Source organism: Streptomyces sp. NPDC002701 (assembly GCF_042889045.1).
Lineage (GTDB): Bacteria > Actinomycetota > Actinomycetes > Streptomycetales > Streptomycetaceae > Streptomyces.
This window is the reverse complement of record NZ_JBIAQL010000016.1, coordinates 34,634-61,576: the sequence shown is the minus strand read 5'-3', so window position 1 is coordinate 61,576 and position 26,943 is coordinate 34,634. Positions and strand designations below refer to the sequence as shown.

Sequence of the window (26,943 nt, the reverse complement as noted above, 5' to 3'; positions counted from 1 at the left end):
CGCCCCTAAAGACAAAAGCAGAAGACTCTGCCCTCCCCGCCTTCCTACGTTCCTGCGTTCCTATACGTGCAGGGAAGGCTCGTCGGTGGGGTATTTGATGTTGGTGAGGTCTTCCGAGGCTGTCCACAGTTGTTGTTGGGTGGTTACTTCGTAGGACTGGGGGCTGGAGGTGACCAGGCGGGGGTGGCCTTTTATCTCGTTGCGGCCGCCGGGGCCGTAGTACTGGCCGCCGAACGCGGCGGGGTCGGTGGCGGCGCGCAGGGTAGGGAGCGCGCCCATCGCCGGGGTCTGGGTGATCAGCGGTGCGAGCCAGGTGAGCGGAAGCCGCAGGGCCGCGGGGGTGTTGCGGGCGAGTTCGGTGCTGGACATGCCGGGGTGCGCGGCCACCGCGACGGTGGTGCCGTGCGGGGCGAGCCGGCGCTGCAGCTCGTACGTGAACATCAGGTTGGCCAGCTTGGACTGGCCGTAGGCGCCGACCCGGCTGTACGACCGCTCCCACTGCAGGTCGTCGAAGTGGATCGCGGCCCGGATGCGGTGGCCGGTGCTGCTGACCGTCACCACCCGCGAACCCGGCACCGGCAGCATCAGGTCCAGCAGCAGCCCGGTGAGCGCGAAGTGCCCGAGATGGTTGGTGCCGAACTGCATCTCGAAACCGTCCCGGGTGGTCTGCCTCGGGGTGTACATCACGCCGGCGTTGTTGATCAGCAGGTCGATCCGGTCGAGCCGGGACCGCAGCGCGGCCGCCGCGGTCCGTACGGAGTCGAGCGAGCTCAGGTCCAGCGCCTGCACGCTCACGTCGCCGGTCATGCGGGCCGCGGCCTGCTCGCCCTTCTCGACGTCGCGCACGGCAAGCACCACGGACGCCCCGCGCTCGGCGAGCGCCTTGGCCGTCTCGTACCCCAGGCCGGTGTTCGCCCCGGTCACCACGGCCACCCGCCCGCGCTGGTCCGGAATGTCCGTCCTCGTCCACTTCTTGCTCATGTCAGGCTCCTCGTCGGCTAACGTACCGAAGGTATCTTGTGCCGACGACGTTAAAGTACCAGCGGTACGTTGTCAACGTACCGCTGGTACCTAAGTTAGGCTGGTGATCGTGACTTTCCAGCGGGCGCGCACCGAGGAGCAGCGGGAGATCCGCCGACGGGCGATCCTCGACATGGCGTCGGCGATGCTCGACGAGATGCCCGTGGCCGCGGTCACCCTGAACGAACTCAGCCGCCGGGTGGGCCTGGCGAAGCCCAACGTGCTGCGCTACTTCGAGTCCCGCGAGGCGGTGCTGCTGGAACTGCTGGACCGCTACCTCCAGGAGTGGCTGACCGAACTGGCGGTCGAGCTGGCCGCCGGCATCGACGAACACCTCCCCATGGCCGAGCGAGCGGCAGCGGTGGCCGAGGCCCTCAGCCGCTCACTCTCCGACCGAGTGGTGCTGTGCGACCTCTTCGGCGCCCAGGGCAGCGTCCTCGAACACAACGTCTCCGTCGAGGTCGTGGCCCGCTACAAGCGCGCCTCCCTGGACCGCCTGAACACCATGACCGCCCTGGTCCGGAAGTACCTGCCCGAGCTGGGCGAGAACGCCGTGCTGTTCAGCCTGCAGACCATGGTCCTGGCCGGCGCGCTGTCCGCGTACAGCACGCCCCCGCCCAGCCTCCAGGCGGCCTACCAGGCAGAGCCGGACCTCGCCCGCTTCCACCTGGAACTGCGGGACTCCCTGCAACTCGCCCTCAACGCAACCCTCCTGGGCGTCCTGCCACGCCGCTGACGGGGCGCGGCGGGATGTGCGGTCGCAGCGTACGACGACTCCCACCCACCGTTCCCGCAGGTGGGCGACCCGCCGCGTTTCCGGCTGCGAGCGCATGTCCCGACGCGCCCCGGACCCCGGCGGACGGGCCCCGCCCCCACCCACCCGGGGGCGCGGGGAACGGCGCGCTCAGCCACCCGTGACCCGCAGACGACAGACGCAACGTGGGGGACACTCGACCCCATGCGTACTGCGTACAGCGTGGAGACGGTAAGGGCGGCCGAGCGCGAACTGATGGCCCGGCTGCCGGACGGAGCCCTGATGCAGCGGGCGGCAGCCGGACTCGCCGCCGCCTGCGCCGAGTTGCTGGGGCGCGTGGGGCGTACGGGGCGTGCGGGGCGCGTCTACGGCAGCCGCGTCGTGCTGCTCGTCGGCACCGGCGACAACGGCGGCGACGCCCTGTACGCCGGCGCCCGCCTGGCCGGACGGGGCGCCGGCGTCACCGCCGTCCTGCTCGCCCCCGACCGCACCCACCCCGCCGGCCTCGCCGCCCTGCGCCGCGCCGGCGGGAGGACGGTCCAGGACCCCGCCGCCGCGGAACAGGCCGTTCGCCGCGCCGACCTCATCGTGGACGGCATCGTCGGGATCGGCGGCAAGGGCGGCCTGCGCCCGGACGCCGAGGCGCTCGTCGACGTCATCGGCGAGACCCGTACCCCCGTCGTCGCCGTCGACCTGCCCAGCGGCATCGAGGCCGACACCGGCGAGGTGCGCGGCACCGCCGTACGGGCCGACCTGACCGTCACCTTCGGGACGCACAAGCCCGGCCTGCTCGTCGACCCGGCACGGGAGTACGCGGGGTCCGTACGGCTCGTGGACATCGGGCTCGCGCTGCCGGGCGAAGCCGAACTGGAGGCCCTCCAGCACGCCGACGTGGCCGCGCTGCTGCCGGTGCCGGGCGCCGCGAGCGACAAGTACCGGCGCGGGGTCGTCGGTATCGCGGCCGGCTCCTCCCGCTACCCGGGCGCGGCCGTGCTGGCCGTCGCCGGGGCCCTGCGGGGCGGCGCCGGCGCCGTACGGTACGTCGGGCCGGCGGGGGACGCCGTGCTCGCGCGGTTCCCCGAGACGCTGGTGTCGACGGGGTCGCCGGAGCGCGCCGGGCGGGTCCAGGCGTGGGTTGTGGGCCCCGGCGCCGGGGACGACGCCGACGCCGTGGCCGCCGTACTGAAGGCGGAGGTGCCCGTGCTCGTGGACGCCGACGGACTGCGCCTCGCGGACCGTGCGGCCGTACGGGCACGGCGGGCGCCCACGCTGCTGACGCCCCACGCCGGAGAGGCCGCCGCGCTGCTCGGCGTGGCGCGCGAGGAGGTCGAGGGGGCGCGGCTCGCATCCGTACGGGAGCTCGCCGAGCGGTACGGGGCGACGGTGCTGCTGAAGGGCTCGACGACGCTGGTCGCCTCCCCGGGGGGCGGCCCCGTACGAGTGAACTCCACCGGCACCGGCTGGCTGGCCACCGCCGGCAGCGGGGACGTGCTGTCCGGGCTGACGGGGTCGCTGCTCGCCGCCGGGCTCGACACGCTGGACGCCGGCAGCGTGGGGGCGTACCTCCATGGTCTGGCGGGACGGTTCGCGGCGAACGGGGCGCCGGTGGGGGCACACCACGTGGCCGAGGCGATCCACAAGGCATGGCGAAACATCACACCCTGACCCCCCGCCCCGAACCGCCCGCGCCGCACCGAACCGCCCGCAGCGGACCGAACCGTCCGAGACGAACCGGACCGCCCCGACGGACCGGATCGTCCGCGACGGACCCTGGCCGTCCGCAGCGGACTGGATCGTCCGCGACGGACCTGGCCGCCCGCAGCGGACCGGATCGTCCGCGCCGGACCGAACCCGCGGCAGCGGACCGGACCGGCCGCAGCGGACCGGACCGGCCGCACCGGACCGGACCGGCCGCACCGGACCGGACCGGTCGCACCGGACCGGACCGTCCGCGACGGACCGTCCGCGGCGGACCCGAGGCCGCGGACGGGACCCGCGACGGCGAACCGGACCCGCGGTAGCGGAACCGCAGCGACACGTCGATCGCGCGACCGGCACCCGGCAACCGTGTCGGAGCCCTCTGAGAGACTGGGAGGGATGACTGAGACAGCACCCGCGCGCGCCCGCGCCGAGATCGACCTGGCCGCCCTGAGGGCCAATGTGCGGACCCTGCGTGCCAAGGCACCGGCCGCCGCCCTGATGACGGTGGTCAAGTCCGACGCGTACGGACACGGCGCCGTCCCGTGTGCCCGCGCGGCCCTGGACGCGGGCGCGACCTGGCTGGGCACGGCCACCCCGGAGGAGGCCCTCGCCCTGCGCGCGGCCGGCCTGGGGGGCCGGATCATGTGCTGGCTGTGGACCCCGGGAGGCCCGTGGCGGGAGGCCGTCGAGGCCGACCTGGACCTCGGGATCAGCGGGATGTGGGCCCTGCGCGAGGTGGCGGAGGCCGCGCGGGCGGCCGGCCGTACCGCCCGCGTCCAGCTCAAGGCCGACACCGGCCTGGGCCGCAACGGCTGTCAGCCGGCCGACTGGCCCGAGCTGGTCGCCGCGGCACGGCGCGCCGAGGCCGAGGGCCTGGTGACCGTCACGGGGCTCTGGTCGCACTTCGCCTGCGCCGACGAACCGGGCCACCCCTCCGTCCAGGCCCAGCTCACCCGCTTCCGCGAGATGCTGGCCCACGCCGAGGGGCAGGGCCTGCGCCCGGAGGTGCGGCACATCGCCAACTCGCCCGCCACGCTCACGCTGCCCGAGAGCCACTTCGACCTCGTACGGACCGGGATCGCCACGTACGGCATCTCCCCGAGCCCCGAGGTGGGCACCCCCGCCGACCTCGGGCTGCGCCCGGTGATGACGCTCTGGGCGTCGCTCGCGCTGGTGAAGCACGTCCCGGCGGGCCACGGCGTCAGTTACGGACACCACTACGTCACCGCCGGCGGCACGACCCTCGGCCTGGTGCCCGTCGGATACGCGGACGGCATCCCGCGCCACGCCTCCGGCACCGGCCCCGTGCTGGTGGGCGGCAAGTGGCGGACGGTCGCCGGGCGGGTCGCGATGGACCAGTTCGCGGTCGATCTCGGAGGGGACGAACCGCCGGTCGGCGACCGGGCGGTCCTGTTCGGACCGGGCGACCACGGGGAGCCGACCGCCGAGGACTGGGCCCGGGCCGCGGGCACGATCGCGTACGAAATCGTCACCCGCATCGGAACCCGTGTGCCGCGCGGCTACGTGAATACAGAACAAGCGGGGTAATCGCATGGGTGCCGGGCACGGTACAGCGGATACCTTCCGCCCCGAGGGACGCGGCAGGCGCAGCGGCAGACATGGGCAGGACCCGGCGATGAGGAGCGGTTCGTGAGCGAGAGCAGCGCGGAGGCAGCGGTGGAGGCGGCCGCGGCCGCATCCTCGGTCGTCGCCGCGGCCGGGCCTGCCAACTGGCGCAGGGCCGGTGTCGCCGGCACCGCGATAGGCGTGGTGGCCGCGGGCGCCGCCGCCGGAGTCGCGATCGAGCGGCTCACGGTCGGCCGCGGCATGCGCAGGAAGGCGCGGCTCGCCCTCGACTCGGCCGGTCCGTACGGGGCCCTGCGCGGCATGCCGGGCAAGGCCGCCGCAGACGACGGCACCGAGCTGTACTACGAGGTCGACGAGGTGGAGACCGACTCCGACCTGGCCCCGCGCCGACGCCGGCTCTTCGGCCGCAAGGCGCCCGCCCCGGTCACCGTCGTCTTCAGCCACGGCTACTGCCTCAGCCAGGACTCCTGGCACTTCCAGCGGGCCGCGCTGCGCGGTGTCGTGCGGACCGTCCACTGGGACCAGCGCAGCCACGGCCGGTCGGGGCGGGGCGTGGCCCAGGCCGAGGACGACATGCCGGTCACCATCGACCAGCTGGGCCGGGACCTGAAGGCCGTCATCGACGCGGCCGTGCCCGAGGGCCCGATCGTGCTCGTCGGCCACTCGATGGGCGGCATGACGATGATGGCCCTGGCCGACCAGTACCCCGACCTGATCCGTGAGCGCGTGGTCGGCGTGGCGCTCATCGGTACGTCCTCCGGGCGGCTCGGGGAGGTCAACTTCGGGCTGCCCGTCGCGGGCGTCAACGCCGTGCGGCGGATACTGCCCGGCGTGCTGAAGGCGCTGGGGCAGCGGGCCGAGCTGGTGGAGCGCGGGCGCCGGGCCACCGCCGACCTGTTCGCCGGGATCATCAAGCGGTACTCGTTCGCGTCCAGGGACATCGACCCGGCGGTGGCGCGGTTCGCGGAGCGGCTGATCGAGGGCACGCCGATCGATGTGGTCGCGGAGTTCTATCCGGCCTTCACCGACCACGACAAGACCGAGGCGCTCGCCCGTTTCGCCGGGCTGCCCGTGCTCGTGCTGGCCGGGGTGAAGGATCTGGTGACGCCGAGCGAGCACAGCGAGGCCATCGCCGACCTGCTGCCGGACGCCGAGCTGGTGCTCGTGCCGGACGCCGGGCACCTCGTGATGATGGAGCACCCGGAGGTCGTCATAGACCGGCTCGCCGACCTGCTGACCCGCGTCGGTGCCGTTCCGGCAGGGGCTACCGTGGGTGGCTATGGAAGCACCAGCAGCACCGCACGACGCGGTTGACCCTTCGGCGCCCTCCACCGACGGCGCCACGACCGAGTTCACCGTGGACTCGCCCGAGCGGATGAAGGAGCTCGGGCGCAGCCTTGCCGGGCTGCTGCGGGCCGGTGACCTCGTGATGCTCACCGGTGAACTGGGCGCGGGCAAGACGACGCTCACGCGCGGGCTCGGCGAGGGGCTCGGTGTCCGGGGGGCGGTCACCTCGCCGACCTTCGTGATCGCCCGCGTGCACCCGTCCCTGGGGGAGGGGCCGCCGCTGGTCCACGTGGACGCGTACCGGCTGGGGGGCGGGCTCGACGAGATGGAGGACCTCGACCTCGACGTGTCGCTGTCCGACTCGGTGATCGTCGTGGAGTGGGGCGAGGGCAAGGTGGAGGAGCTGACCGACGACCGGTTGCACGTCCTGATCCACCGGGCCGTCGGTGACACGGCGGACGAGGTGCGGCACGTGGTGCTCCGCGGGGTGGGGGAGCGGTGGGGGGCGGTCGAACTGGGCGGGCTCTCGGGGTGAGCGGTGGTGGGTGCCGGATCGGTTCGGTGCCCGCCTTTTGTAGGTTCGTCCCAACGTTCCGACATCGCGTCGGGAACATGTTGCGTCTGGTGGCTTCGGCGTGTTCACATGGGCGGAGGAGTTGGTTAGGTCTACCTAACCACGTCAGCTCCCGGGGTTCTCAGGAGGCCGCCATGTCGACGTCGCCGGAACGTGTTCCTTCGCAGCCGTGTGGGGTGTCGATGGCTGAGTTGCTTGCGGCGGGGGTATTGGCTCGTGCGGTTTCCGTGCCGCCGGGGCCTCCGGCCGAGGCGGTTGGTGGGGCTGCGGATGAGGCTGTGGGTGTTGAGGGGGTTGAGCGGCGGGCCGCCTAGCGTTGCGCTCCGCGGGGGGTTCGCTTACATGTGCGGGTGCGCTGTGGCTGGTCGCGCAGTTCCCCGCGCCCCTTAAAAGATTGCGCAGTTCCCCGCGCCCCTAAAAGTGGAGCGCCGTCTTCCCTGCGGGTAAGAGCGAAAGATTGCGCAGTTCCCCGCGCCCCTAGGAGTGGAGCGCCGTTCTCCGTGCGCCTCAAGACACAAGATTGCGCAGTTCCCCGCGCCCCTAGGGGTGGAGCGCCGTTCTCCGTGCGCCTCAAGGCACAAGATTGCGCCGTTCCCCGCGCCCCTTAAGGGCGAAATGTGCGCTGTTCCTCGCGCCCCTTGAGGCGCGTCCTTGATTTCGGTTATTTGATCACCGTGACTGTTGTGCCGATGGTGGCGAACGTCCACATCGCTGTGGCGTCTTCTCTTGATTCTCTGATGCCGCCCAGTTTCTTGCCGGGCTCGGGGGTCAGGACCCGGCCGTCGGTGGGGGCGCTGAAGCCGATGGCCACGCCGTCCACGTTCGCGAAGCGGACCACGTGTTCGACGGCCACCCCGTCCGAGCCGACGATCGAGTTGGAGCGGGACGTGACCACGTACCGGGCCGGCGGCGGATCCACCGTGCCGGGGCTGACCGGGAACGTCCGGCTGACCCGGTCGCCCTCGCCGACCAGCCACACCCGGTCGTCGTCCAGCGAGTAGACGACCCGCTGACCGGTGCCCGACCCGAGGGGTAGCGCTGTCGGGTCGTCGCCGTCCCGCGGGGCCTTCGTCGCGCTGAGCGACGAGGGCTCGGTGGTACGCGGCGCGCTCAGGTCGTCCGGCGCGTGCGCGGACGCCTGGAAGGCGAGGTAGCCGACAGTGCCGAGCGCCGTCGCGGTGAGCCCGGCCGCGATTCCCGAGCTGCTCCCAACCACCCTGACCGACCACCTCTCGTACGGCATTTGTCCGTGCTGTGCCGATATGACGTTAGCAGCAGGTCCTCACCGGATTGAGGCGGCGGTGCGCCGGGCCCCGGCGCCGTAGGCTGTTCGCGTGCTCTTGCTCGCTCTGGATACCGCCACCCCCGCCGTCACCGTCGCGCTGCACGACGGGACGTCCGTCGTCGCCGCCTCCAGCCAGGTGGACGCGCGCCGGCACGGTGAACTGCTCCTGCCGGCCGTCGACCGGGTGCTCGCCGAGGCCGGGCTCCGGCTCGACGCCGTCACCGGCGTCGTCGTCGGCGTGGGCCCCGGCCCGTACACCGGCCTGCGGGTCGGCCTGATGACCGCCGACACGTTCGGGCTCGCGCTCGGCGTCCCCGTCCACGGACTGTGCACGCTGGACGGTCTCGCGTACGCCGCCGGGGAGGAGGGCGGGATCGAGGGCCCCTTCGTGGTGGCCACCGACGCCCGGCGCAAGGAGGTCTACTGGGCGCGGTACGCCGACACCCGTACGCGGGTGACCGAGCCGGCCGTCGACCGGCCCGGGGAGCTGGACATCGGCGGGCTGCCCGCCGTCGGCGCGGGCGCGCTGCTGTACCCCGACACCTTCCCGGACGCCCGCGCGCCCGAGCACGTCTCGGCCGCCGCGCTCGCGTCCCTGGCGGCGGAGCGGCTCGTGGCGGGCGAGGAACTGGCGGCGCCCCGGCCCCTCTACCTGCGCCGGCCTGACGCCCAGGTGCCCAAGAACTACAAGGTGGTCACCCCGAAGTGACGACCGCGGTGCTGCGTGAGATGCGCTGGTGGGACATCGAGCCCGTGCTGGAGCTGGAGAAGGACCTCTTCCCCGAGGACGCCTGGTCGCGGGGCATGTTCTGGTCGGACCTGGCCCACGCGCGGGGCCCCGCGGCGACCCGGCGGTACGTCGTGGCCGAGGTCGGGGGAGGCCCCGGGGGCGGCGGGCGGATCGTCGGGTACGGGGGACTCGCCGCCGCCGGTGACGCCGGTGACGTGCAGACCATCGCCGTCGCCCGGGAACACTGGGGCACGGGCCTCGGCGCGCTGATCCTGACCGAGCTGCTGCGGGCCGCGACCGCCTTCGAGTGCGCCGAGGTGCTCCTGGAGTGCCGGGTCGACAACATCCGCGCCCAGAAGCTCTACGAGCGGTTCGGTTTCGAGCCGATCGGCTTCCGGCGCGGCTACTACCAGCCGGGCAACGTGGACGCGCTCGTGATGCGCCTCAACGACCCGTCAACTTCCGTACAAGGAACCGAGATCAATGGCTGACGAACCTCTCGTCCTCGGCATCGAGACCTCCTGCGACGAGACCGGCGTCGGCATCGTCCGCGGTACGACCCTGCTCGCGGACGCCATCGCCTCCAGCGTCGACGAGCACGCGCGGTTCGGCGGTGTGGTGCCGGAGGTCGCGTCCCGTGCCCACCTGGAGGCGATGGTGCCGACCATCGAGCGCGCGCTGAAGGAGGCCGGGGTCAGCGCCCGCGACCTGGACGGCGTCTCCGTCACCGCCGGGCCCGGACTCGCGGGCGCGCTGCTGGTCGGCGTCTCGGCGGCGAAGGCGTACGCGTACGCGCTCGGCAAGCCGCTCTACGGCGTCAACCACCTGGCGTCCCACATCTGCGTGGACCAGCTGGAGCACGGCCCGCTGCCCGAGCCGACGATGGCCCTGCTGGTCTCCGGCGGGCACTCCTCGCTGCTGCTGTCCTCGGACATCACGAGCGACGTACGGCCGATGGGCGCGACCATCGACGACGCGGCGGGTGAGGCGTTCGACAAGATCGCGCGGGTGCTGAACCTCGGTTTCCCGGGCGGGCCGGTCATCGACCGGTACGCGAAGGAGGGTGATCCGAACGCGATCTCCTTCCCGCGCGGGCTCACCGGGCCGCGCGACGCCGCCTACGACTTCTCCTTCTCCGGGCTGAAGACCGCCGTCGCCCGGTGGATCGAGGCCAAGCGGGCCGCGGGCGAGGACGTGCCGGTGCGGGACGTGGCCGCGTCCTTCCAGGAGGCGGTGGTGGACGTGCTGACGCGCAAGGCCGTACGGGCCTGCCGGGACGAGGGTGTCGACCACCTGATGATCGGCGGCGGCGTGGCGGCGAACTCGCGGCTGCGGGTCCTCGCCCAGGAGCGGTGCGAGACCGCGGGGATCAGGCTGCGGGTGCCGCGGCCCAAGCTGTGCACGGACAACGGGGCGATGGTCGCCGCGCTCGGGGCCGAGATGGTGGCCCGTGGGCGGGCCGCCTCCGACTGGGACCTGTCGGCGGACTCGTCGCTGCCGGTGACGGACCCGCACGTACCGGGACACTCGCACGAACATGTGCACGAGGTCGGCAAGGGGAACCTGTACTCGTGACCGTCGCGCTGATGTGGGAGGCGCGGGCCGTCGAGGGGCGCGGCGCCGAACTGCTCGCGTGGGTGCGGGCGCAGGCACTGCCCGGAACCGCACTGCGCCGGGAGACCTTCCGGGCCCCGCAGGACAGGGTGCTCGTCATCACCTGGTGGGACGCGGCGTACGACGCCGAACTGCCCGAACTGCCGGAACCGGGCGCGGAATTGGTCACACGGGCGGTGCACCGCTGGCGCTTCGAACCGGTGCCGGAGGACTGACGGAGGCCGGGGAGCAACACATCTTCCCCGGCCTGCCGTCGACACGCCCCCGTGCTTCCCGCGGAGCTCACTCCGCCGTCGACACCTCCGTCTCGCACCGGAGCCTTCGGTCCGGGCCCAGTACGCGGACCGGACCCGTGAGGGTCAGCCGCGTCGTGTGCCGTACGTCCGCGCTGGACGCCGCCAACCGGAGTTCGAGCGCGCCCGGCTCGACCACCCGCCGGCCCGAACGGTCGGTGAACGCCGAGAGATCACCGTGGAAGCGGAAGGTCACCCGGCCGGCCTCGCCCGGTGCCAGTTCGAGGCGCTGGTAGCCGATCAGGCGGACGTCGGGGCGGGTCACGGAGGCCACCGGGTCGTGCAGGTAGAGCTGGACGACCTCCGCGCCCTCGCGGGGGCCGGTGTTGCGGACGGTGACCGAGACGTCGTACGGCTCGTCCGTCGATATCTCCGCGTGCCGGTCGTCCGTGTCCTCCCAGGTGAAGTCCGTGTACGTGAGCCCGTGGCCGAACGGGTGCAGGGGGGTCGGGTCCAGGTTGCTGACCTCGCCGGCCAGGCCCAGCGGGGGCTGGAGGTAGGTCCAGGGCTGGCCGCCCGGGGTCTGCGGGACGCTCACGGGGAGCCTGCCCGAGGGGTTCACCCGGCCGGACAGGACGCCTGCCACCGCCGGCCCGCCCTCCTCGCCGGGGAAGAACGCCTGGACCGTGGCGGCCAGCCGGTCGTGCCAGCGGCCCAGCGCGTACGGGCGGCCGGTGAGCAGGACCAGGACGACGGGGGTGTCCGTCGCGGTCAGGGCGTCCAGCAACTGGGCCTGTACGCCCGGGAGGTGCAGGTCCGCCACGTCACAGCCCTCGCCCGAGGTGCCGCGGCCGAAGAGGCCGGCCCGGTCGCCGAGCACGGCCACGCAGACGTCCGCCTCGGTGGAGCGCGCGACGGCCTCCTCGAAGCCGGAGGTGTCCGGGTCGGTGGTGTCGCAGCCCTCGGTGAACGTGATCTTCGCGTCGGGCAGTTCGGTGCGCAGGGACTCCAGGAGCGTGGGGATCTCGATGCCCATCGGCAGGTCGGGGTGGTGGACGCCCACGTGCGAGGGGAACGAGTAGCAGCCCAGCATGGCCAGCGCGTCCGAGGCCCGCGGGCCGACCACGGCGATGCGGGTGGCGGGGGCGAGGGGGAGCACGCCGTCCGGGTTGGAGAGCAGGACGACGGACTTCTCGGCGAGCCGGCGGGCCAGGACGCGGTTCGCGGCCGAGTCCAGGTCGATCGGGCCGGTGGGCTCCGGGCTCCAGTCCTCGTCCAGCAGCCCCAGCTCGCACTTCTGGCGCAGGACGCGGGCCGCCGCCCGGTCCACCAGCGACTCCGGGACGGCACCGGCCCGTACCGCCTCGACCAGCGGGTCCCCGTAGCAGCGGACCGTCGGCAGTTCGACGTCCATGCCCGCGGCCAGCGCCGCGTGGGCGGCCGCCGCCTCGGTGCCCGCGACCCGGTGCAGGGTCTGCAGGAAGCCGACGCCGAAGTAGTCGCTGACGACCGTGCCCGTGAACTTCCACTGCTCGCGCAGGAGTTCGGTCAGCAGGTACGGGTCGGCGGAGGCGGGCACCCCGTCCGTCTCGGTGTACGCGGCCATCACCGAGCGAGCCCCGCCCTCGCGCAGCGCGAACTCGAACGGGGGCAGCGTGATGTCGGCGAACTCGCGCACACCGGCCCGTACGGGGGCAAGGTTGCGGGCGCCGGCCGAGGACGCGTACCCCGCGAAGTGCTTGAGCGTGGCGACGATCCCGGCGGTCTCCAGACCGCGGACGTAGGCGGCGCCGATCGTGCCGACGAGGTACGGGTCCTCGCCGATGGTCTCCTCGACCCTGCCCCACCGCAGGTCCCGTACGACGTCCAGGACCGGGGCGAGACCCTGGTGGACGCCGACCGAGGCGAGGTCCCGGCCGATCCGGTGGGCCATCTCCTCGACCAGGGCGGGGTCGAAGGAGGCGCCCCAGGCCAGCGGGACGGGGTACGCGGTGGCGCCCCACGCGGTGAAACCGGCGAGGCACTCCTCGTGCGCGACGGCCGGGATGCCGAAGCGGCCCGCCGCCCCGAGCCGGCGCTGGGCGCGGGCCAGTGCCTGCGCGCCCAGCGCGGGGTCCACGGGGGCCGTGCCGAAGGAACGGGTGAGCTGCCCCAGGCCGTGGGTGATGACCTCGTCCCAGTCGAAGTCCGAGGTCATCTCGTCCTGGTGCGGGGCGACCCCGTCGCCGTCCGTGGCGGCGCCCACCCACACGCCGTACAGCTGGGCGGTCTTCTCCTCCAGGGTCATCCGGGACAGCAGGTCGTCGACCCGGGCGTCGGCGGGCAGGGCGGGATCACGCCAGGGGGCGGTGGTCATGAAACTCCTGTCAGAGTCGGAGCCGGGAGCTGTGTCTGAGCCGGGAGCGGTGCCGGCGTCGAGTGGGTTCACTTTCCGCCCACGCCCATCAGGCCGCCGACCAGCGCGCGGCGGGCGACCAGGTAGACGGCGAAGATCGGGATGCCGGAGAGGACGACCGAGGCCAGCAGGGCGGGGATGTTCACGCCGAACTGGCTGACGTAGTTGAAGAGTCCGAGGGTCAGGACGCGCGGCCCGTCGGACTGGGTGAAGATCAGCGGGAAGAGGAAGCCGTTCCACGCCTGCAGCGCCGAGTAGATGACGACCGTGCTGATGCCGCCCCTGGCCATCGGGACGGCGAGCTGGAACAGCATCCGCTGCGGCGAGGCGCCGTCCAGGGCCATCGCCTCGTACAGCTCCTCCGAGACGTCCCGCAGGGTGCCCACCAGGACGAGCACCGAGACCGGCATCGCGAAGGCCGCCGTCGGCAGGATGACCGCGAGCAGGCTGTCGTACAGGTCGAGTTTCGCGATCAGCAGGTACAGGGGGACGACGACCGCCTGGGCCGGGATCGCCACGCCGAGCAGGAAGAGCCGGAAGGCGAGGCCCGACCAGCGGGTGCGGGTGCGGACGGCCACGTAGGCGAGCGGGACGGAGAGGCCCAGGACGATGGCCACGACCGCGACGGCCACGATCACCGTGTTGCTGAGCAGATGGCCGAAGCCGCTGTTCAGGACGGTGTTGTAGTTGTCCAGCGTCGGGCTCGTCGGCGGGGTCAGCGGGTTGCCGGTGAGGGCCTTGTCCTGGCTGGTGAGGGAGGCCGACAGCATCGCGTAGATCGGGATGATCACGACCACGAGCCAGAGGGCCGAGCCGAGCCCCGCGAGGGGGTTGGCGCGCCTCGTCCAGTGCCTGCGCCGGCCGGGTGGCGGCGGCCCGGCGGGGGGCTCGCCGCTCTGCACGGGACGCGGGCGGGGCAGCGTATCGTGTGACACTCCGTCACATCCCTTCGCGGGTACTGCGCATGCTGCCGAAACCGGTCAGCCGCACGAGGATCAGGGAGAGGCCGGTGGCGGCCAGCACCAGGAAGGACGCGATGGCGCTCGCGTAGCCGAAGTCGTAGCTCTTGAAGCCCGCCTCGTACATCAGGTACGGCAGGACCGCCGTGTCCGTGCCCGGGCCGCCCTTGGTGAGGATGAGCACGGTCTCGAAGTACGTGAGCGAGCCGACGACCATCAGGACCGTGGACGTCGTGATGGTGTGGCGCAGCTGCGGGAGCGTGATCGAGAAGAACTGGCGGTACCGGCCCGCCCCGTCGATCGCCGCCGCCTGGTAGAGGACCTCGGGTATCTGCCGGGCCCCGCCCTGATAGAGCAGGGTGTGGAAGGGGATGAACTGCCAGCCGCCGACGAACACGATCGCCAGGAACGCGCCGCTGGAGGAGCCGAGGGTGTTCTTCTGGATGACGCCGAAGTTCGGGTCGAGCAGGGCGTAGAAGAGCAGCGCGATCGCCGTCGACGACAGCAGGAACGGCACGAAGAAGATCGCGGACAGTACCGCCCGGTTGCGCTGGCGGCCCGCGGCCCACACCCCGAGCAGCAGGGCGATGACCGTCTGGAAGACCCAGCTCACCACCGTCAGCAGGACGGTGAGCCACAGGGACTGGAGCATCCGGTCGTCGTCGATCAGCTTCCGCCAGTTGTCGAGACCGACGGGCCGCGGGTCGCCGAGACCGTCCCAGCTGGTGAAGGAGAGGTAGAAGGCCAGGCCCATCGGGACCACGGCGAAGAACGCGAAGAAGAGGACGCCGGGCAGTGCCCAGACGGCGCGCGGGCGGCCGACCGCGGAGACCCCGGACGTCCGGGGCCTCGCCGGCCGCCCGGCCCGTTCGTGCTCCCCGGCGAGGTCCGCCGCCGGGGTCTTCGTGGGGCTCGGTGCGCTCACTTCAGCTCCTTGAGCGCCGACACGAACTCGCTCGGCGAGGACTTCCCGACGAACAGCTTGTTGATCTCGGTGAGCATCGGTGTCGCGGTCTCGGAGCCGACCGCCTGGTCCCAGGAGAGGGTGAAGGCGGGCGCCTTCTCGACCATCTCGTACTGGAACTTCGCGAACTCCGGGTTGGGCGAGGCGTCCAGGAGCTTGGCCGCGTTCGAGGTCGCCGGGATGTCACCGTTGGCGACCAGTGCCTTGGCGTACGTCTCGGACGCGCAGTCCTTCAGGAAGGCGATCGCGGCGTCCTTGTTCCCCGCCCGGGTGTTGACCGACCAATAGTTGGTGGGGTTGCCGACGACGTTGCGGATGTCGCCGGTGCCGCCCTCGACCGTGGGGAACGCACACCAGCCGAGGTTGTTCTTCGCGAAGGACGGGAACTTGCCGAGCTGCGTCGAGTACTCCCACGAGCCCATCAGGTGCATCGCCGCCTTGCCCTTGGCGAAGACCGCGGGGGCACCGCCGTTGGTGTAGGCGACCGAGCTGAACTTCGAGCCGAAGGCGCCGTCGTCGATGAGTTCCCTGACCGTCTCGGCGGCCTTCAGGACCGCCGGGTCGCCCCAGCCGGACGCGTCACCCTCCTGGATCTTCGCGAAGACCTCCGGCCCGCCGATGCGGTCGACGAGGTACTCCAGCCACATCAGCTCGGGCCAGGTGTCCGCGCCGCCGAGCGCGAACGGGGTGATCTTCGCCTTCTTCAGTTTCGCGTTGATGTCCTGCAACTCCGCCCAGGTGGTGGGCGGCTGGAGCTTGTGCTCGGCGAAGAGCGACTTGTTGTAGAAGAGGATGACCGGCTGCATACCGCGCATCGGTATCCCGTAGTTGCGGCCGCCGAGCCCGCCCGCCGCGAGCACCGAGGGCAGGAAGGCGGACTTGAGGGCCGGGTCGTTCCGGATGGTGTCGGTCAGGTCGACGACCTGCTTCGCCTCCTGGTAGTCCCTGATGGACCCGCCGCCCCAGTTGAAGAAGATGTCGGGGGCGCTCGGGGAGCCCATCGCGGTACGCAGCTTGGCCGGGTACTCCGCGCCCGGGATCCGCTCCAGCTTCACCTTGCCCTTGGCCGACTTGGCGGCGGCGGACTTGTTGAAGCGTTCCACGCCCGCCTGCTGGACCTTCACCGCGTCATCCCCGTACACGAAGGCGGTGAGGGTGTCGCCGCCCCCGCCCGAGCCGCTGTCGGAGCCGCAGGCGGTGAGACCGGTGGTGAGCAGGGTGGTGGCGCCGGCGCCCAGGACCCAGCGCCTGCTGAACGCGCGGCCGCCCAGGCCGCCGCCCGCGCCTGCGCCCGTGGGCCGCCCGCCGTTGGACCGCCCGTTGATCGACTCCATGACAGCACCTCATCTTCTGCGGCTCGCTCGCCGGTGTGGCTCACTCGCATCACGAATGTTTCGGGTGGCGTTTCGAATGTTCCGGGAACGTATGGCGGCAGAGGGGGTTCGTCAAGAGGTTGCGCAGGGATACGATCCCGTTCATGACTCGCCCGAATCCCGCTGTTGCCCAGTCAGCGACGCTCGCCGAGATCGCCCGCGAGGCGGGAGTCTCGGCCCCGACTGTTTCGAAGGTGCTCAACGGCCGTGCCGACGTGGCCCCCTCGACCCGCACGCGGGTCGAGGAACTGCTGCGCCACCACGGCTACCGGCGCCGCCGCGCCGAGGCGTCCCGGTCGCCGCTGATCGACCTCGTCTTCCACGAACTGGAGAGCGCCTGGGCGATGGAGGTCATCCGGGGCGTGGAGAACGTGGCGCGGGACGAGGGGCTCAGCGTCGTCCTCTCGGAGAGCGCGGGCCGGCTCACCCCCGGGCGCACCTGGGCCGACCAGGTCGCCGCGCGGCGCCCGCACGGGGTCGTGCTCGTCCTCAGCGGGCTCGACGAGTCCCAGCGGGCGCTGCTGACCAGCCGCTCCATCCCGTTCGTGGTGGTCGACCCGGCGGGCGACCCCGGTGACGACGCGCCGTCCGTCGGCGCCACCAACTGGCAGGGCGGACTCGCCGCGACCCGGCATCTGGCGGACCTCGGCCACCGGCGCATCGGCGTGATCAGCGGACCCTCACGCATGATGTGCAGCCGGGCCCGGCTCGACGGGTACCGGGCGGCGCTGGACACGGCCGGGCTGCCGGTCGACCCGGCGCTCGTGCGCACCGGCGACTTCCATCACGACAGCGGGTACCGCAACGGGCTCGAACTGCTGAGGCTGCCGGACCGCCCGACCGCCGTGTTCGCGGGCAACGACCTCCAGGCCCTCGGCCTGTACGAGGCCGCCCGCGAGCTGGGTCTGCGTATCCCGGAGGACCTCAGCATCGTCGGCTTCGACGACCTGCCGGTGGCCCGCTGGGTCGGCCCGCCGCTCACCACCGTGCGGCAGCCGCTCACGGAGATGGCGGAGGCGGCGGCCCGGCTCGTCCTGGACCTCGGCCGCTCGGAACGGCCCTCGACGGCCACCCGGGTCGAACTGGCGACGAGCCTGGTGGTCCGCAGCAGCACGGCGCCACCGGCCTGAACGGGGACGATGCATCGAAAGTTTCGAAGGCGGGTCTGAGAAAACTCAACGAAACCTGAGAGTTTCCGAAGTAAAGCCGCGAAGTTGTTGTTCCTTGTAATAATTCGGACTTACGTTCTCTCTGTGAGCGTTGGCGTGGGCGGAGAAGACGGGCTCGGAGGCGAGGATGCCGCGATACCCGACGAGGGGCGTCGGGTGGGACGGGCCCGATGGGCCGGGTGGGCGAACCGGTCACGGCTGCTCAGGGCGGCGGGCATCGCCGTCGGCTGCGTCCTCGTCGTCTCCGCGGTGGGGGCGGCCTGGGCGTACTGGCATCTGAACCACAACATCAGAAGCGTCGACATCGACGGCGCGCTCGGCGACGACCGGCCGGCCCGGGGGATGACCACCCCGACGACCTCGGCGAGCCCGCTGCCCAGCGGCGCGCTCAACATCCTGGTCCTCGGCTCGGACTCGCGCGACGGCGAGCGCAACAAGGAACTCGGCGGCGGCAGCACCGAGGGAGCGGCCCGCTCCGACACGGCGATGATCATCCACGTCGACGAGGGCCGCTCGGAGGCGACCGTGGTGAGCATCCCCCGCGACACCCTCGTCACGCGCCCCTCCTGCCCGCGGGCCGAGGGGGGTTCGACGGCGCAGGCGCAGGGCGTGATGTTCAACAGCGCGTACGCGCTCGGCGGGCCCGTCTGCGCCGTCAAGACGGTGGAGTCCCTGACCGACGTCCGCATGGACCACTACATCGAGATCGACTTCGCCGGTTTCGCCGACCTCGTGGACGCGCTGGGCGGGGTCACCGTGACGACGGAGGAGGACATCTCCGACGAGGACAGCCACCTCGAACTGGAGGCGGGCACCCACCACCTCGACGGCACGGAGGCCCTGGCCCTCGCCCGTACCCGGCACGGCATAGGCGACGGCAGCGACCTCGGCCGCATAGGGCTCCAGCAGAAACTGGTGAAGGCGCTCCTCGACCAGGTCTCCTCCACCGACCTCCTCACCAGCCCCGCCCGCCTCTACAGGGTCGCCGACGCCCTCACCAGCAGCCTCATCACGGACACGGGCCTCAACTCCCTGACCGAGCTGATGGATCTGGGCCAGAGCCTCCAGTCCCTCTCCTCCACGACCACGGAGACCGTCACGATGCCGGTGGTCCCGGCCCCGTGGGACCGCAACCGCGTGGTGGCGCAGGAGCCGGAGGCGGGGGAGCTGTGGGAGTCGCTGAGGTGAGGGCGGGCGCGCCGCGTGCGGAGGGTTCGAGGGCGCGGGTGGGCGAGGGGTGAGCGCGCCGTTCCCCGCGCCCCCGCGGAGCGCCTGAGCGTGGCGGCGGGGGTCGCTCGAACGCCCTGTCCGGCGTGACCCCGGGGCGGGCGCGTGTCACGGTGGCTGCACCTGTTGCCACCATCGGACCCCGGAGCGCCGCCATGGCTGATCTGCAGGACGAACTGCACACCACCGCGGAGGTCGGCGAGCTGGACCTTCCCGGGCGCCCGGGCGAGTTCGCACCGCACGGCCCCGCGACGGGGGCCGAGGACGCGGGCCCGGGGCGCGACGAGCACGCGCCGGACCCGCTCGCCCTCGCGCACGTCCTCCTCGCCGCCCATCCCGTCGCGGACGGCTACAGCGGGCTGCCCTGGGCCCTGCGGCACCTGTCCTGGTACGACCTGGAGGTCGGCGAGAGCGCGGTCGACACGGATGTGCCCAGGCTGCGCGAGGGGCACGTGGGGGCGCTGTTCTGGTCGTTGCACCTGCCCGAAGGGCTCGTCGGCGAACGCGCCGTCGGGGCGACGCTGGAACAGCTCGACCTGGTGAGGAACGTGGTGGCGGCGCACCCGGAGGGACTGCGCATGGCCGACAGCGCGGCGCAGGTCACCGACGCCAGGCACTGCGGGCGGGTCGCCGTACTGCTCGGCCCGGCGGGCGCCGCCGCGCTGGACTGCTCGCTGGGCATCCTGCGCTCGATGCACGCCCTCGGTCTGCGCGTCCTGACCCTCTCCGGCGCGTCCTGGGCCGGCGAGAACGGGCTGACCCGGTTCGGCGAGGAGGTCGTCCGCGAGATGAACCGCCTCGGCGTCGTCGCCGATCTCTCCGGCGCCTCGGACGCGACGTTCCGCCGTACCCTCGTCATCTCCAAGGCCCCGGTCGTGTGCACCCGCTCCGCCGCCCGCGCCCTGCGCCCGCATCCGGCGAACCTCCCCGACGACGCGCTCGTGGCACTCGGCGCCGGCGAGGGCCTGTGCCTGGTCCCGCTGACCGCCGAGCAGACCGGTCCCTCGGTCCGGGACGTCGCCGACCACCTCGACCACGTACGGGAGCTCGCGGGACCCGAGTGCGTCGGCCTCTCGGGGACGTACGACTCCGGGGCCGCGCACCCGCGGGACCTGTCCGACGCCTCCGGCTATCCGCGGCTCGTCGCCGAACTCCTCGGCCGCGGCTGGTCCGCGGCCGATCTGGCCCTGCTCACCTGGGGCAACGTCCAACGCGTCCTGCGCAGCGCGGACTTCACGGCCCGCGCCGCCCGGCTGCGCCGCGAGCCGTCCATGGCGAGGATCGCCGAACTCGACGGCTAGGGCGCTCCCCTCGGCCCCTCGGCCGCTGGTGCTCGACGGCGGGCTGCGGCGCCCGCGCCGAGATGCGCCGCTACCGCGCCGAGTAGCCGAGTGCGGCGCGGGCCGTGCGGTTGCGGGGCGGAAGGGTGCGGGACCGGTGGTCGTGCGGTTGCGGGGCGGAAGGGCGCGGGACCGGTGGTCGGGCGGTTGCGCGACGGAAGGGTGCGGGACCGGTGGTCGGGCGGTTCAGGCCGTCGGGCGGCCCATCGCCCGGTACGTCCAGCCCGCCGCCCGCCACACCGCCGGGTCGAGCGCGTTACGGCCGTCCAGCAGCACCCGGTCCGTGGCGACCTCGCCCAGCGCGGCCGGGTCCAGCTCGCGGAACTCGCGCCACTCGGTGAGGTGCAGGACGGCATGGGCCCCGCGCACGGCGTCCACCGCGGTCTCCGCGTACCCGAGCGTCGGGAAGATCCGCCGCGCGTTGTCCATGCCCTTGGGGTCGAAGACCGTGACCTGGCCGCCCTGCAGATGGATCTGCCCGGCGACGTTCAGCGCGGGCGAGTCCCGGACGTCGTCCGAGTCCGGCTTGAACGTCGCGCCGAGCACGGCGATCCGTTTCCCGAGGAAGGAACCCCCGCCCAGCGCCTCACGTGTCATCTCCACCATCTGGCCGCGGCGCCGCATGTTGATGGAGTCGATCTCGCGCAGGAAGGTGAGCGCCTGGTCGGCCCCCAGCTCGCCCGCCCGCGCCATGAACGCGCGGATGTCCTTGGGCAGACAGCCGCCGCCGAAGCCGATGCCGGCGCGCAGGAACTTCTTCCCGATGCGGTCGTCGTACCCGATCGCCTCGGCCAGCTTCACGACGTCGCCGCCGCCCGCCTCGCAGACCTCGGCCATCGCGTTGATGAAGGAGATCTTGGTGGCGAGGAAGGAGTTCGCCGAGGTCTTCACCAGCTCGGCGGTCGGGAAGTCGGTCACCACGAAGGGCGTGCCCGCGGCCAGCGGCGTCGCGTACACCTCGCGCAACAGCTTCTCGGCGCGCTCGCTGCGGACGCCGGCGACGATGCGGTCGGGGCGCAGGGTGTCCTGGACGGCGAAGCCCTCGCGCAGGAACTCCGGGTTCCAGGCCAGCTCGACGTCCTCACCGGCGGGGGCGCGTTCGACGAGCGTACGGGCCAGCCGGTCGGCCGACCCGACGGGCACGGTGGACTTGCCGACGACCAGGGCGGGGGCCGTGAGGTGCGGTGCGAGCGAGGCGAAGGCGGCGTCGACGTACGACATGTCGCACGCGTACTCGCCGTGCTTCTGCGGGGTGTTCACGCAGACGAAGTGGACATCGCCGAACTCCGCGACCTCGGCCCAGTCCATGGTGAAGCGCAGCCGGCCGGTGGACCCCTCGATGCCGGCGACGTGCGTGCGCAGCAGGTCTTCGAGACCGGGCTCGTACATCGGGACCTCGCCCCGCTGGAGCATCTCGATCTTCTCGGGCACCACGTCCAGGCCCAGCACCTCGAACCCGAGTTCGGCCATGGCCGCGGCGTGCGTGGCGCCGAGATAGCCGGTGCCGATCACGGTGATCTTGAGGGCCATCGGTGCTCCAGTTGGTATCCGTCAGGGGTGCGCCGCCAGGGCGCCTCGAGTGCGCTGATCGAGCATAGTCGGGGCGTGCCGGGGCCCTTCAACGGGCAGATCCCGCGCGGATCCCGGTGGATCGCGGCGCAGATCCTTCCTGTCGCCAAACTCACGTATCACTCGTGTGGGCGGGGCCCCTAAAATTTGGGTTAGTTAACGGTAATTAGCGTCAGCACCACTGTGTCTTCCTTGGAGCGTGAGAGACCTTGGCCGGATCGGCTGATTTCGACCTGTACCGCCCGTCCGAGGAGCACGACATGCTCCGGGACGCGATCCGCTCCCTGGCCGAGGCGAAGATCGCGCCGCACGCCGCGGCGGTGGACGAGGAGGCGCGCTTCCCCCGCGAGGCCCTGGACGCCCTGGTCGCGGCCGACCTGCACGCCGTGCACGTACCGGAGTCGTACGGCGGCACGGGCGCGGACGCGCTGGCCACGGTCATCGTGATCGAGGAGGTGGCGCGGGTCTGCGCGTCCTCGTCCCTGATCCCCGCGGTGAACAAGCTGGGCTCCCTGCCCGTCATCCTCTCGGGCTCCGAGGAGCTGAAGAAGAAGTACATGACGCCGCTCGCCAAGGGCGAGGGCATGTTCTCGTACTGCCTCTCCGAGCCGGACGCGGGCTCGGACGCGGCCGGCATGAAGACGAAGGCGGTCCGGGACGGCGACTTCTACGTCCTGAACGGCGTGAAGCGCTGGATCACCAACGCCGGCGAGTCGCAGTACTACACGGTGATGGCCGTGACCGACCCCACCAAGCGCTCGAAGGGCATCTCGGCGTTCGTCGTCGAGAAGTCGGACGAGGGCGTCTCCTTCGGCGCCCCCGAGCGCAAGCTCGGCATCAAGGGCAGCCCGACGCGCGAGGTCTACCTCGACAACGTCCGCATCCCCGCCGACCGCATGATCGGCGAGGAGGGGACGGGCTTCGCCACCGCGATGAAGACCCTGGACCACACCCGCATCACGATCGCCGCGCAGGCGCTCGGCATCGCCCAGGGCGCCCTCGACTACGCCAAGGGCTACGTCCAGGAGCGCAAGCAGTTCGGCAGGCCGATCGCCGACTTCCAGGGCATCCAGTTCATGCTCGCCGACATGGCCATGAAGATCGAGGCCGCCCGGCAGCTCACGTACGCGGCCGCCGCCAAGTCCGAACGCGGCGACAAGGACCTCACCTTCCAGGGCGCGGCGGCCAAGTGCTTCGCCTCCGACGTCGCCATGGAGGTCACCACGGACGCCGTCCAGCTCCTCGGCGGCTACGGCTACACCCGTGACTACCCGGTCGAGCGCATGATGCGCGACGCCAAGATCACCCAGATCTACGAGGGCACCAACCAGGTCCAGCGGATCGTGATGGCCCGCAACCTGCCGTAGGTCCCGCGGCACGGCGAGAGGCCCCGGCATCCGATGCCGGGGCCTCTCGCTCTGCCGTGCCGTGACGGGTGCCGTGCCGCGGCACTAGCGGTCGCTGGTGACCGTCACCTTCTCGTCGTTCTTCAGCTGGTCCACCAGGGTCTTGACCTTGGCGGTGTCCCACTGGAGGTTGCCGTTGCCGGCGTTGCCCGAGATCGGCATGTTCATGGACTTGCCGTCGCCGCCGGTGATGCCCTTCATGGCCCAGAACATGGAGCCGAGGTCCCACAGGGACATGTCCTTGTCCACGGTGAGGGTGTCGAGGCCGGAGCTCAGGGTCGGGTAGAGCTTGAAGGGGTTGAGGATCGTCGACGGGGTCGCCGTCTGGTTGGCGAGCGCCGAGAGGAACTTCTGCTGGTTCTTCGTACGGTCCAGGTCGCTGCCCGCGAGGGCGTACCGGGTCCTGACGAAGGCCAGGGACTGCTGGCCGTCGAGGGTCTGCTTGCCCGCCTCGAAGTCGGCGCCGGACTTGGTGTCCTTCATGCCGCCCTTGGGGATCTCGATCTCCACGCCGCCGAGGGAGTCGACGATCTGCGCGAAGCCGGCGAAGCCGATCTCCGCGTAGTGGTCGATACGCAGGCCGGTGTTGGACTCGACGGTCCGCACGAGCAGCTCGGGCCCGTCCTCCGCGTACGCCGCGTTCAGCTTCACCTGGCGGCCGGTGCCCTGGAAGGTCTTGCCCGACTCGGAGCCCTTGAACGTGGGGATCGTCACGTTCGAGTCGCGGGGCAGCGAGATCATGGTGTTCCCGTTGTCACCGACGTGCAGGATCATCATCGAGTCCGTGCGCTTGCCCTCGGCGGAGCCCGTGCGGAGCTTCTTCTTCTCCTCGGCGGACATGCCCTCGCGGCTGTCGGAGCCGACGATCAGGTAGTTCGTGCCCTCGCCCGCGTCGGGGCGGTCGATGACCTTCGACAGGTCGACGTCCCGGTTGAGCTTGGAGTCGGCCCAGAAGTACGTGCCGACGGAGACCACGACCAGGGTCGTGGCCACGGCGATCGAGGTCAGCTTGATCCGCCGCCGCCAGTTCGGCGCGGGGCGGTCCGGGCGGCCGCCGGGACCCGGGCCCTGCGGGCCGCCGCCGTAGACCTGCCCGGTGTTGTAACCGTCGTAGCCGTCGTCGCCGTGACCGTCGGTGTACGTCTGCTGCGGCGGGACCCCGTGAGGAGGCGCCGGGGAGCGCGAGCCGGCTCCCGGGCCGCGCTGCACCTGCCGCATCACGCGGGCGCCCTCGGGCTGGGCGCTCGCGCTGCCGCGGCCTTGGCGGTCGCCGCCGTTGTTTCCGGACCATCCCTGGGGCCAATCGTTCATGCGCCCCAGTGTGCAGTGCCCGACGGTGTGGCATACAAGAGTCTTCGGAAAATCGGATCAGGGCTGTTGCCAAGCTGATGCAAAGAGCTCCTTGCGTGCCCCGACATAGGGTGGGCGGCATGACAGACCAGGCTCAGACCCCGGAATCCGATATTCCGGGCAAGCCGACTTCGGCGTCCCGGACCACCCTCAGCCACATCATGAGCCACAACGACACCAACCTTCTGGGAACGGTGCACGGTGGAGTGATCATGAAACTGGTCGACGACGCGGCCGGCGCGGTGGCCGGGCGGCACTCCGGAGGGCCCGCCGTCACGGCCTCCATGGACGAGATGGCCTTCCTCGAACCGGTGCGCGTAGGTGACCTCGTTCATGTGAAGGCCCAGGTCAACTGGACCGGGCGTACGTCCATGGAGGTCGGCGTCCGGGTGCTCGCCGAGCGTTGGAACGAGTCGACGCCACCCCAGCAGGTGGGGTCGGCGTACCTCGTCTTCGCCGCGGTCGACGCCGACGGGAAGCCGCGGCGGGTGCCGCCGGTGTGTCCGGAGACCGAGCGGGACGAGCGGCGGTATCAGGAGGCGCAGATCCGGCGTACGCACCGGTTGGCTCGCCGCCGGGCGATCATGGATCTCCGCGAGCGGCGTACGGCGGAGGGGCTGGACTGAACCGTCCCGCCCCGCCCCGCGCTTCGCTGGCGCCCCCGAGCCGCCGTCGTGTCTCTGCGGGTCCGTGGTGGCCGATCGCGCAGTTCCCCGCGCCCCTTGTGGGGACGTCTGCGCCTGCGGGTTCGTCGTGGCTGGTCGCGCAGTTCCCCGCGCCCCTTGCGGGGCCGTGGTCGCGCTGTTCCTCGTGGCCCGGGCGGGGCGCCCCGTCAGGGGCGCGGGGAACTGCGCGGGTCACCCCCACCGGGCCGCAGACGGTGTTCGTCGGGCGGGCGGGTGGTGGATGGGCTACGGGCAGACCACCTGGTCGCCCGTCACCGTCGAGAACTCCCCGCGCGTCGGGTCGTCCGCCCGCACCTTCCGGACCCCCTTGTAGTCCGCTCCCACGACCACCCTCATCACGGGCCCCTGCCCCGGCACGGCCCGCAGTTCGCTGCCCGGCAGGGCCCCCGCGAGGGACTCCGCCGAGCGGTCCCAGCGCGGGTCGTACCGGACGACCGTCCGCCGCAGGGAACGGTCCTGCCCGTTCACCGGGACCCGCGTCGTACGGAACCCGGCGGCCGCCAGCCCGCGATCGACCTGGCGCCCCAGCCCGGCCGTCATGGTCCCGTTCTCGACCTGGACCTGGATCTGCTGCGGAGCGACCTCCACGCGCAGCACCTCGGCGCGGACCCGGTGCGGAGCGAGCGGCTTGTCGTCGCGCAGGGTCCTGAACAGCCGCCCCGCCTTGTCCTCGTCCCATTTCAGGGTCGAGCCGACGCCCTTCACGGCGTACGCCATGTCCCCGATCGGGACCGTCGTGAACTCCGAGGAGGACGGCGAGAAGCTCCGCATCGCCCGCCCCAGAGCGATCAGTTCGTCCGCCCCGAACCCCTTGTCCGCGCGCACCGAACCGAGCGCCGCCCGGGTCACGTCACGGAACCTGACCGGGTTGAGCAGCACCCCGGACGACGTCGCACGGGCGATCAGCGCCGCCATGAACCGCTGCTGGCGCTGCACCCGGCCGAGGTCCGCCGCCCCGTCGAGGTGCCGCGAGCGCACGTACTGCAGGGCCTGCCCGCCGTTCAGCTCGTGGCTCCCCGCCACCAGGTCGAGCCCGGTGACCGGGTCCTTCAACGGCCGGGCCGTACAGATCCGCACCCCGCCGAGCACGTCCACGGTCTTCATGAAACTCGTGAAGTCGACCTCCAGATAATGGTCGATCTTCACGTGCGTCATGTTCTCCACGGTGCGCACGGTCAGCCGCGGCCCGCCCTCCGCGTACGCGGCGTTCAGCTTGACCGGGTGGGCCCGGTGCCGCTCGCCGGTGTTCCGGTCGGTGTGCGCGGGCGTCTCGGCGTACGAGTCGCGCGGCAGGCTCACCACGCTGGCCCGCCGCCGGTCCTCGGACAGGTGCACGATCATGACCGTGTCCGTGCAGTGGCAGGGCTCACCGCCGAGCTTGTACTTCTCCTTCTCCTCCGCCGAGATCCGGTCCCGCCCGTCGGTGCCGACCAGCAGCACGTTCGTGCCGTCGCCCCGCGCGGGCCGGTTCTTCATGTCCTTGAAGGGGTCGATCCGGTCGATGTCGGAGTCGAGACCGGTGACCACCGCGTGTCCTGCGCCGCCCGCCGCGAGTACCGCCACGGACACCGCGGTCGCCGCCCGCGTGGTCCAGCGCTGCCGGCCGCGTCGCAGGCACGGCAGCCACGGGCGCCGGCTCCGGGGCGGGGCGGGGGAGGGGGGCGGGGTGGGCAAGGCGGACACCTCCGCGTCGGCCGGGTGTGGGGGTCCGTGAGCACCG

At 72.1% G+C, this 26,943-nt stretch carries 23 protein-coding genes; 14 read left to right on the top strand and 9 right to left on the bottom strand.

Annotated elements, in window-relative coordinates; genetic code table 11:
* Nucleotides 1-60: 60 nt before the first annotated feature.
* Nucleotides 61-981 carry an SDR family NAD(P)-dependent oxidoreductase gene (locus tag ACFYXC_RS31005; protein WP_389555342.1) on the bottom strand — a complete coding sequence of 307 codons (921 nt, stop codon included), beginning with the start codon at nt 979-981 and terminating at the stop codon, nt 61-63.
* Between the two features lie 109 nt (nt 982-1,090).
* On the opposite strand from ACFYXC_RS31005, the gene ACFYXC_RS31000 reads away from it, so the two are divergent.
* From ACFYXC_RS31000 to tsaE, 5 genes are all read left to right on the top strand, one after another.
* Nucleotides 1,091-1,756 carry a TetR/AcrR family transcriptional regulator gene (locus ACFYXC_RS31000; protein WP_389555340.1) on the top strand — a complete coding sequence of 222 codons (666 nt, stop codon included), beginning with the start codon at nt 1,091-1,093 and terminating at the stop codon, nt 1,754-1,756.
* A 222-nt stretch (nt 1,757-1,978) separates the two neighbouring features.
* Nucleotides 1,979-3,439, top strand: a complete 1,461-nt coding sequence (locus ACFYXC_RS30995; protein WP_389555339.1) for an NAD(P)H-hydrate dehydratase — start codon at nt 1,979-1,981, stop codon at nt 3,437-3,439.
* A gap of 432 nt (nt 3,440-3,871) precedes the next feature.
* Nucleotides 3,872-5,023: an alanine racemase gene (gene alr / locus ACFYXC_RS30990; RefSeq protein ID WP_389555338.1), complete on the top strand. Its 1,152-nt coding sequence runs from the start codon at nt 3,872-3,874 to the stop codon at nt 5,021-5,023.
* Between the two features lie 102 nt (nt 5,024-5,125).
* Nucleotides 5,126-6,376, top strand: a complete 1,251-nt coding sequence (locus tag ACFYXC_RS30985) for an alpha/beta fold hydrolase (protein ID WP_389555337.1) — start codon at nt 5,126-5,128, stop codon at nt 6,374-6,376.
* The gene (tsaE, locus tag ACFYXC_RS30980; protein WP_389555335.1) at nt 6,342-6,884 is read left to right on the top strand and encodes a tRNA (adenosine(37)-N6)-threonylcarbamoyltransferase complex ATPase subunit type 1 TsaE; all 543 of its coding nucleotides are present in this window, start codon (nt 6,342-6,344) and stop codon (nt 6,882-6,884) included. Before ACFYXC_RS30985 ends, tsaE begins: the two co-directional genes overlap by 35 nt.
* 700 nt (nt 6,885-7,584) lie before the next feature.
* On the opposite strand, the gene ACFYXC_RS30975 is transcribed toward tsaE, so the two are convergent.
* Nucleotides 7,585-8,139, bottom strand: a complete 555-nt coding sequence (locus ACFYXC_RS30975; protein ID WP_389555334.1) for a hypothetical protein — start codon at nt 8,137-8,139, stop codon at nt 7,585-7,587.
* A gap of 118 nt (nt 8,140-8,257) precedes the next feature.
* Between ACFYXC_RS30975 and tsaB the strand changes: the two genes are divergently transcribed.
* The 4 genes from tsaB to ACFYXC_RS30955 are packed head-to-tail and all read left to right on the top strand — an operon-like array spanning nt 8,258 to nt 10,767.
* The gene (tsaB, locus tag ACFYXC_RS30970) at nt 8,258-8,917 is read left to right on the top strand and encodes a tRNA (adenosine(37)-N6)-threonylcarbamoyltransferase complex dimerization subunit type 1 TsaB (protein ID WP_389555333.1); all 660 of its coding nucleotides are present in this window, start codon (nt 8,258-8,260) and stop codon (nt 8,915-8,917) included.
* 20 nt (nt 8,918-8,937) lie between these two features.
* Entirely contained in the window at nt 8,938-9,429 is a 492-nt protein-coding gene (gene rimI / locus ACFYXC_RS30965; RefSeq protein ID WP_388920794.1) for a ribosomal protein S18-alanine N-acetyltransferase, read from the top strand.
* On the top strand, nt 9,422-10,513 hold the full coding sequence (gene tsaD / locus ACFYXC_RS30960; protein WP_389555331.1) for a tRNA (adenosine(37)-N6)-threonylcarbamoyltransferase complex transferase subunit TsaD: 1,092 nt from the start codon (nt 9,422-9,424) through the stop codon (nt 10,511-10,513). Before rimI ends, tsaD begins: the two co-directional genes overlap by 8 nt.
* Complete coding sequence (locus tag ACFYXC_RS30955) at nt 10,510-10,767, top strand: hypothetical protein (RefSeq protein ID WP_388920493.1); 258 nt, start codon at nt 10,510-10,512, stop codon at nt 10,765-10,767. Before tsaD ends, ACFYXC_RS30955 begins: the two co-directional genes overlap by 4 nt.
* A gap of 67 nt (nt 10,768-10,834) precedes the next feature.
* Here the strand turns inward: ACFYXC_RS30955 and ACFYXC_RS30950 are convergent, their stop codons facing one another.
* The 4 genes from ACFYXC_RS30950 to ACFYXC_RS30935 form a co-directional block, all read right to left on the bottom strand.
* The gene (locus ACFYXC_RS30950; RefSeq protein ID WP_389555328.1) at nt 10,835-13,141 is read right to left on the bottom strand and encodes a glycoside hydrolase family 3 N-terminal domain-containing protein; all 2,307 of its coding nucleotides are present in this window, start codon (nt 13,139-13,141) and stop codon (nt 10,835-10,837) included.
* Between the two features lie 68 nt (nt 13,142-13,209).
* A complete protein-coding gene (locus ACFYXC_RS30945; RefSeq protein WP_388920487.1) occupies nt 13,210-14,115 on the bottom strand; it encodes a carbohydrate ABC transporter permease in 906 nt (301 codons plus the stop codon).
* A 4-nt stretch (nt 14,116-14,119) separates the two neighbouring features.
* A complete protein-coding gene (locus ACFYXC_RS30940; protein WP_388920791.1) occupies nt 14,120-14,935 on the bottom strand; it encodes a carbohydrate ABC transporter permease in 816 nt (271 codons plus the stop codon).
* A 125-nt stretch (nt 14,936-15,060) separates the two neighbouring features.
* Entirely contained in the window at nt 15,061-16,437 is a 1,377-nt protein-coding gene (locus ACFYXC_RS30935; protein WP_389555325.1) for an ABC transporter substrate-binding protein, read from the bottom strand.
* Between the two features lie 143 nt (nt 16,438-16,580).
* On the opposite strand from ACFYXC_RS30935, the gene ACFYXC_RS30930 reads away from it, so the two are divergent.
* From ACFYXC_RS30930 to ACFYXC_RS30920, 3 genes are all read left to right on the top strand, one after another.
* Nucleotides 16,581-17,606 carry a LacI family DNA-binding transcriptional regulator gene (locus ACFYXC_RS30930; RefSeq protein ID WP_388920481.1) on the top strand — a complete coding sequence of 342 codons (1,026 nt, stop codon included), beginning with the start codon at nt 16,581-16,583 and terminating at the stop codon, nt 17,604-17,606.
* 195 nt (nt 17,607-17,801) lie between these two features.
* Nucleotides 17,802-18,833 carry an LCP family protein gene (locus ACFYXC_RS30925; protein ID WP_389555323.1) on the top strand — a complete coding sequence of 344 codons (1,032 nt, stop codon included), beginning with the start codon at nt 17,802-17,804 and terminating at the stop codon, nt 18,831-18,833.
* A gap of 194 nt (nt 18,834-19,027) precedes the next feature.
* Nucleotides 19,028-20,173, top strand: coding sequence for a dipeptidase (locus ACFYXC_RS30920; RefSeq protein WP_389555322.1), 1,146 nt, complete (start codon nt 19,028-19,030; stop codon nt 20,171-20,173).
* 225 nt (nt 20,174-20,398) lie between these two features.
* On the opposite strand, the gene ACFYXC_RS30915 is transcribed toward ACFYXC_RS30920, so the two are convergent.
* On the bottom strand, nt 20,399-21,742 hold the full coding sequence (locus ACFYXC_RS30915) for a UDP-glucose dehydrogenase family protein (RefSeq protein ID WP_388920475.1): 1,344 nt from the start codon (nt 21,740-21,742) through the stop codon (nt 20,399-20,401).
* Nucleotides 21,743-21,990: 248 nt separating this feature from the next.
* Here ACFYXC_RS30915 and ACFYXC_RS30910 point away from each other — a divergent pair, with 248 nt between their 5' ends.
* The gene (locus ACFYXC_RS30910; protein WP_388920472.1) at nt 21,991-23,148 is read left to right on the top strand and encodes an acyl-CoA dehydrogenase; all 1,158 of its coding nucleotides are present in this window, start codon (nt 21,991-21,993) and stop codon (nt 23,146-23,148) included.
* 84 nt (nt 23,149-23,232) lie between these two features.
* Here ACFYXC_RS30910 and ACFYXC_RS30905 read toward each other — a convergent pair whose 3' ends face one another.
* Nucleotides 23,233-24,498: an LCP family protein gene (locus ACFYXC_RS30905; protein WP_389555320.1), complete on the bottom strand. Its 1,266-nt coding sequence runs from the start codon at nt 24,496-24,498 to the stop codon at nt 23,233-23,235.
* Between the two features lie 119 nt (nt 24,499-24,617).
* On the opposite strand from ACFYXC_RS30905, the gene ACFYXC_RS30900 reads away from it, so the two are divergent.
* Complete coding sequence (locus tag ACFYXC_RS30900; protein WP_388920466.1) at nt 24,618-25,163, top strand: acyl-CoA thioesterase; 546 nt, start codon at nt 24,618-24,620, stop codon at nt 25,161-25,163.
* A gap of 285 nt (nt 25,164-25,448) precedes the next feature.
* Here the strand turns inward: ACFYXC_RS30900 and ACFYXC_RS30895 are convergent, their stop codons facing one another.
* Nucleotides 25,449-26,906 (bottom strand): LCP family protein, encoded by a 1,458-nt coding sequence (locus ACFYXC_RS30895; RefSeq protein ID WP_389555318.1) that lies wholly within the window; start codon nt 26,904-26,906, stop codon nt 25,449-25,451.
* Between the last annotated feature and the right edge of the window lie 37 nt (nt 26,907-26,943).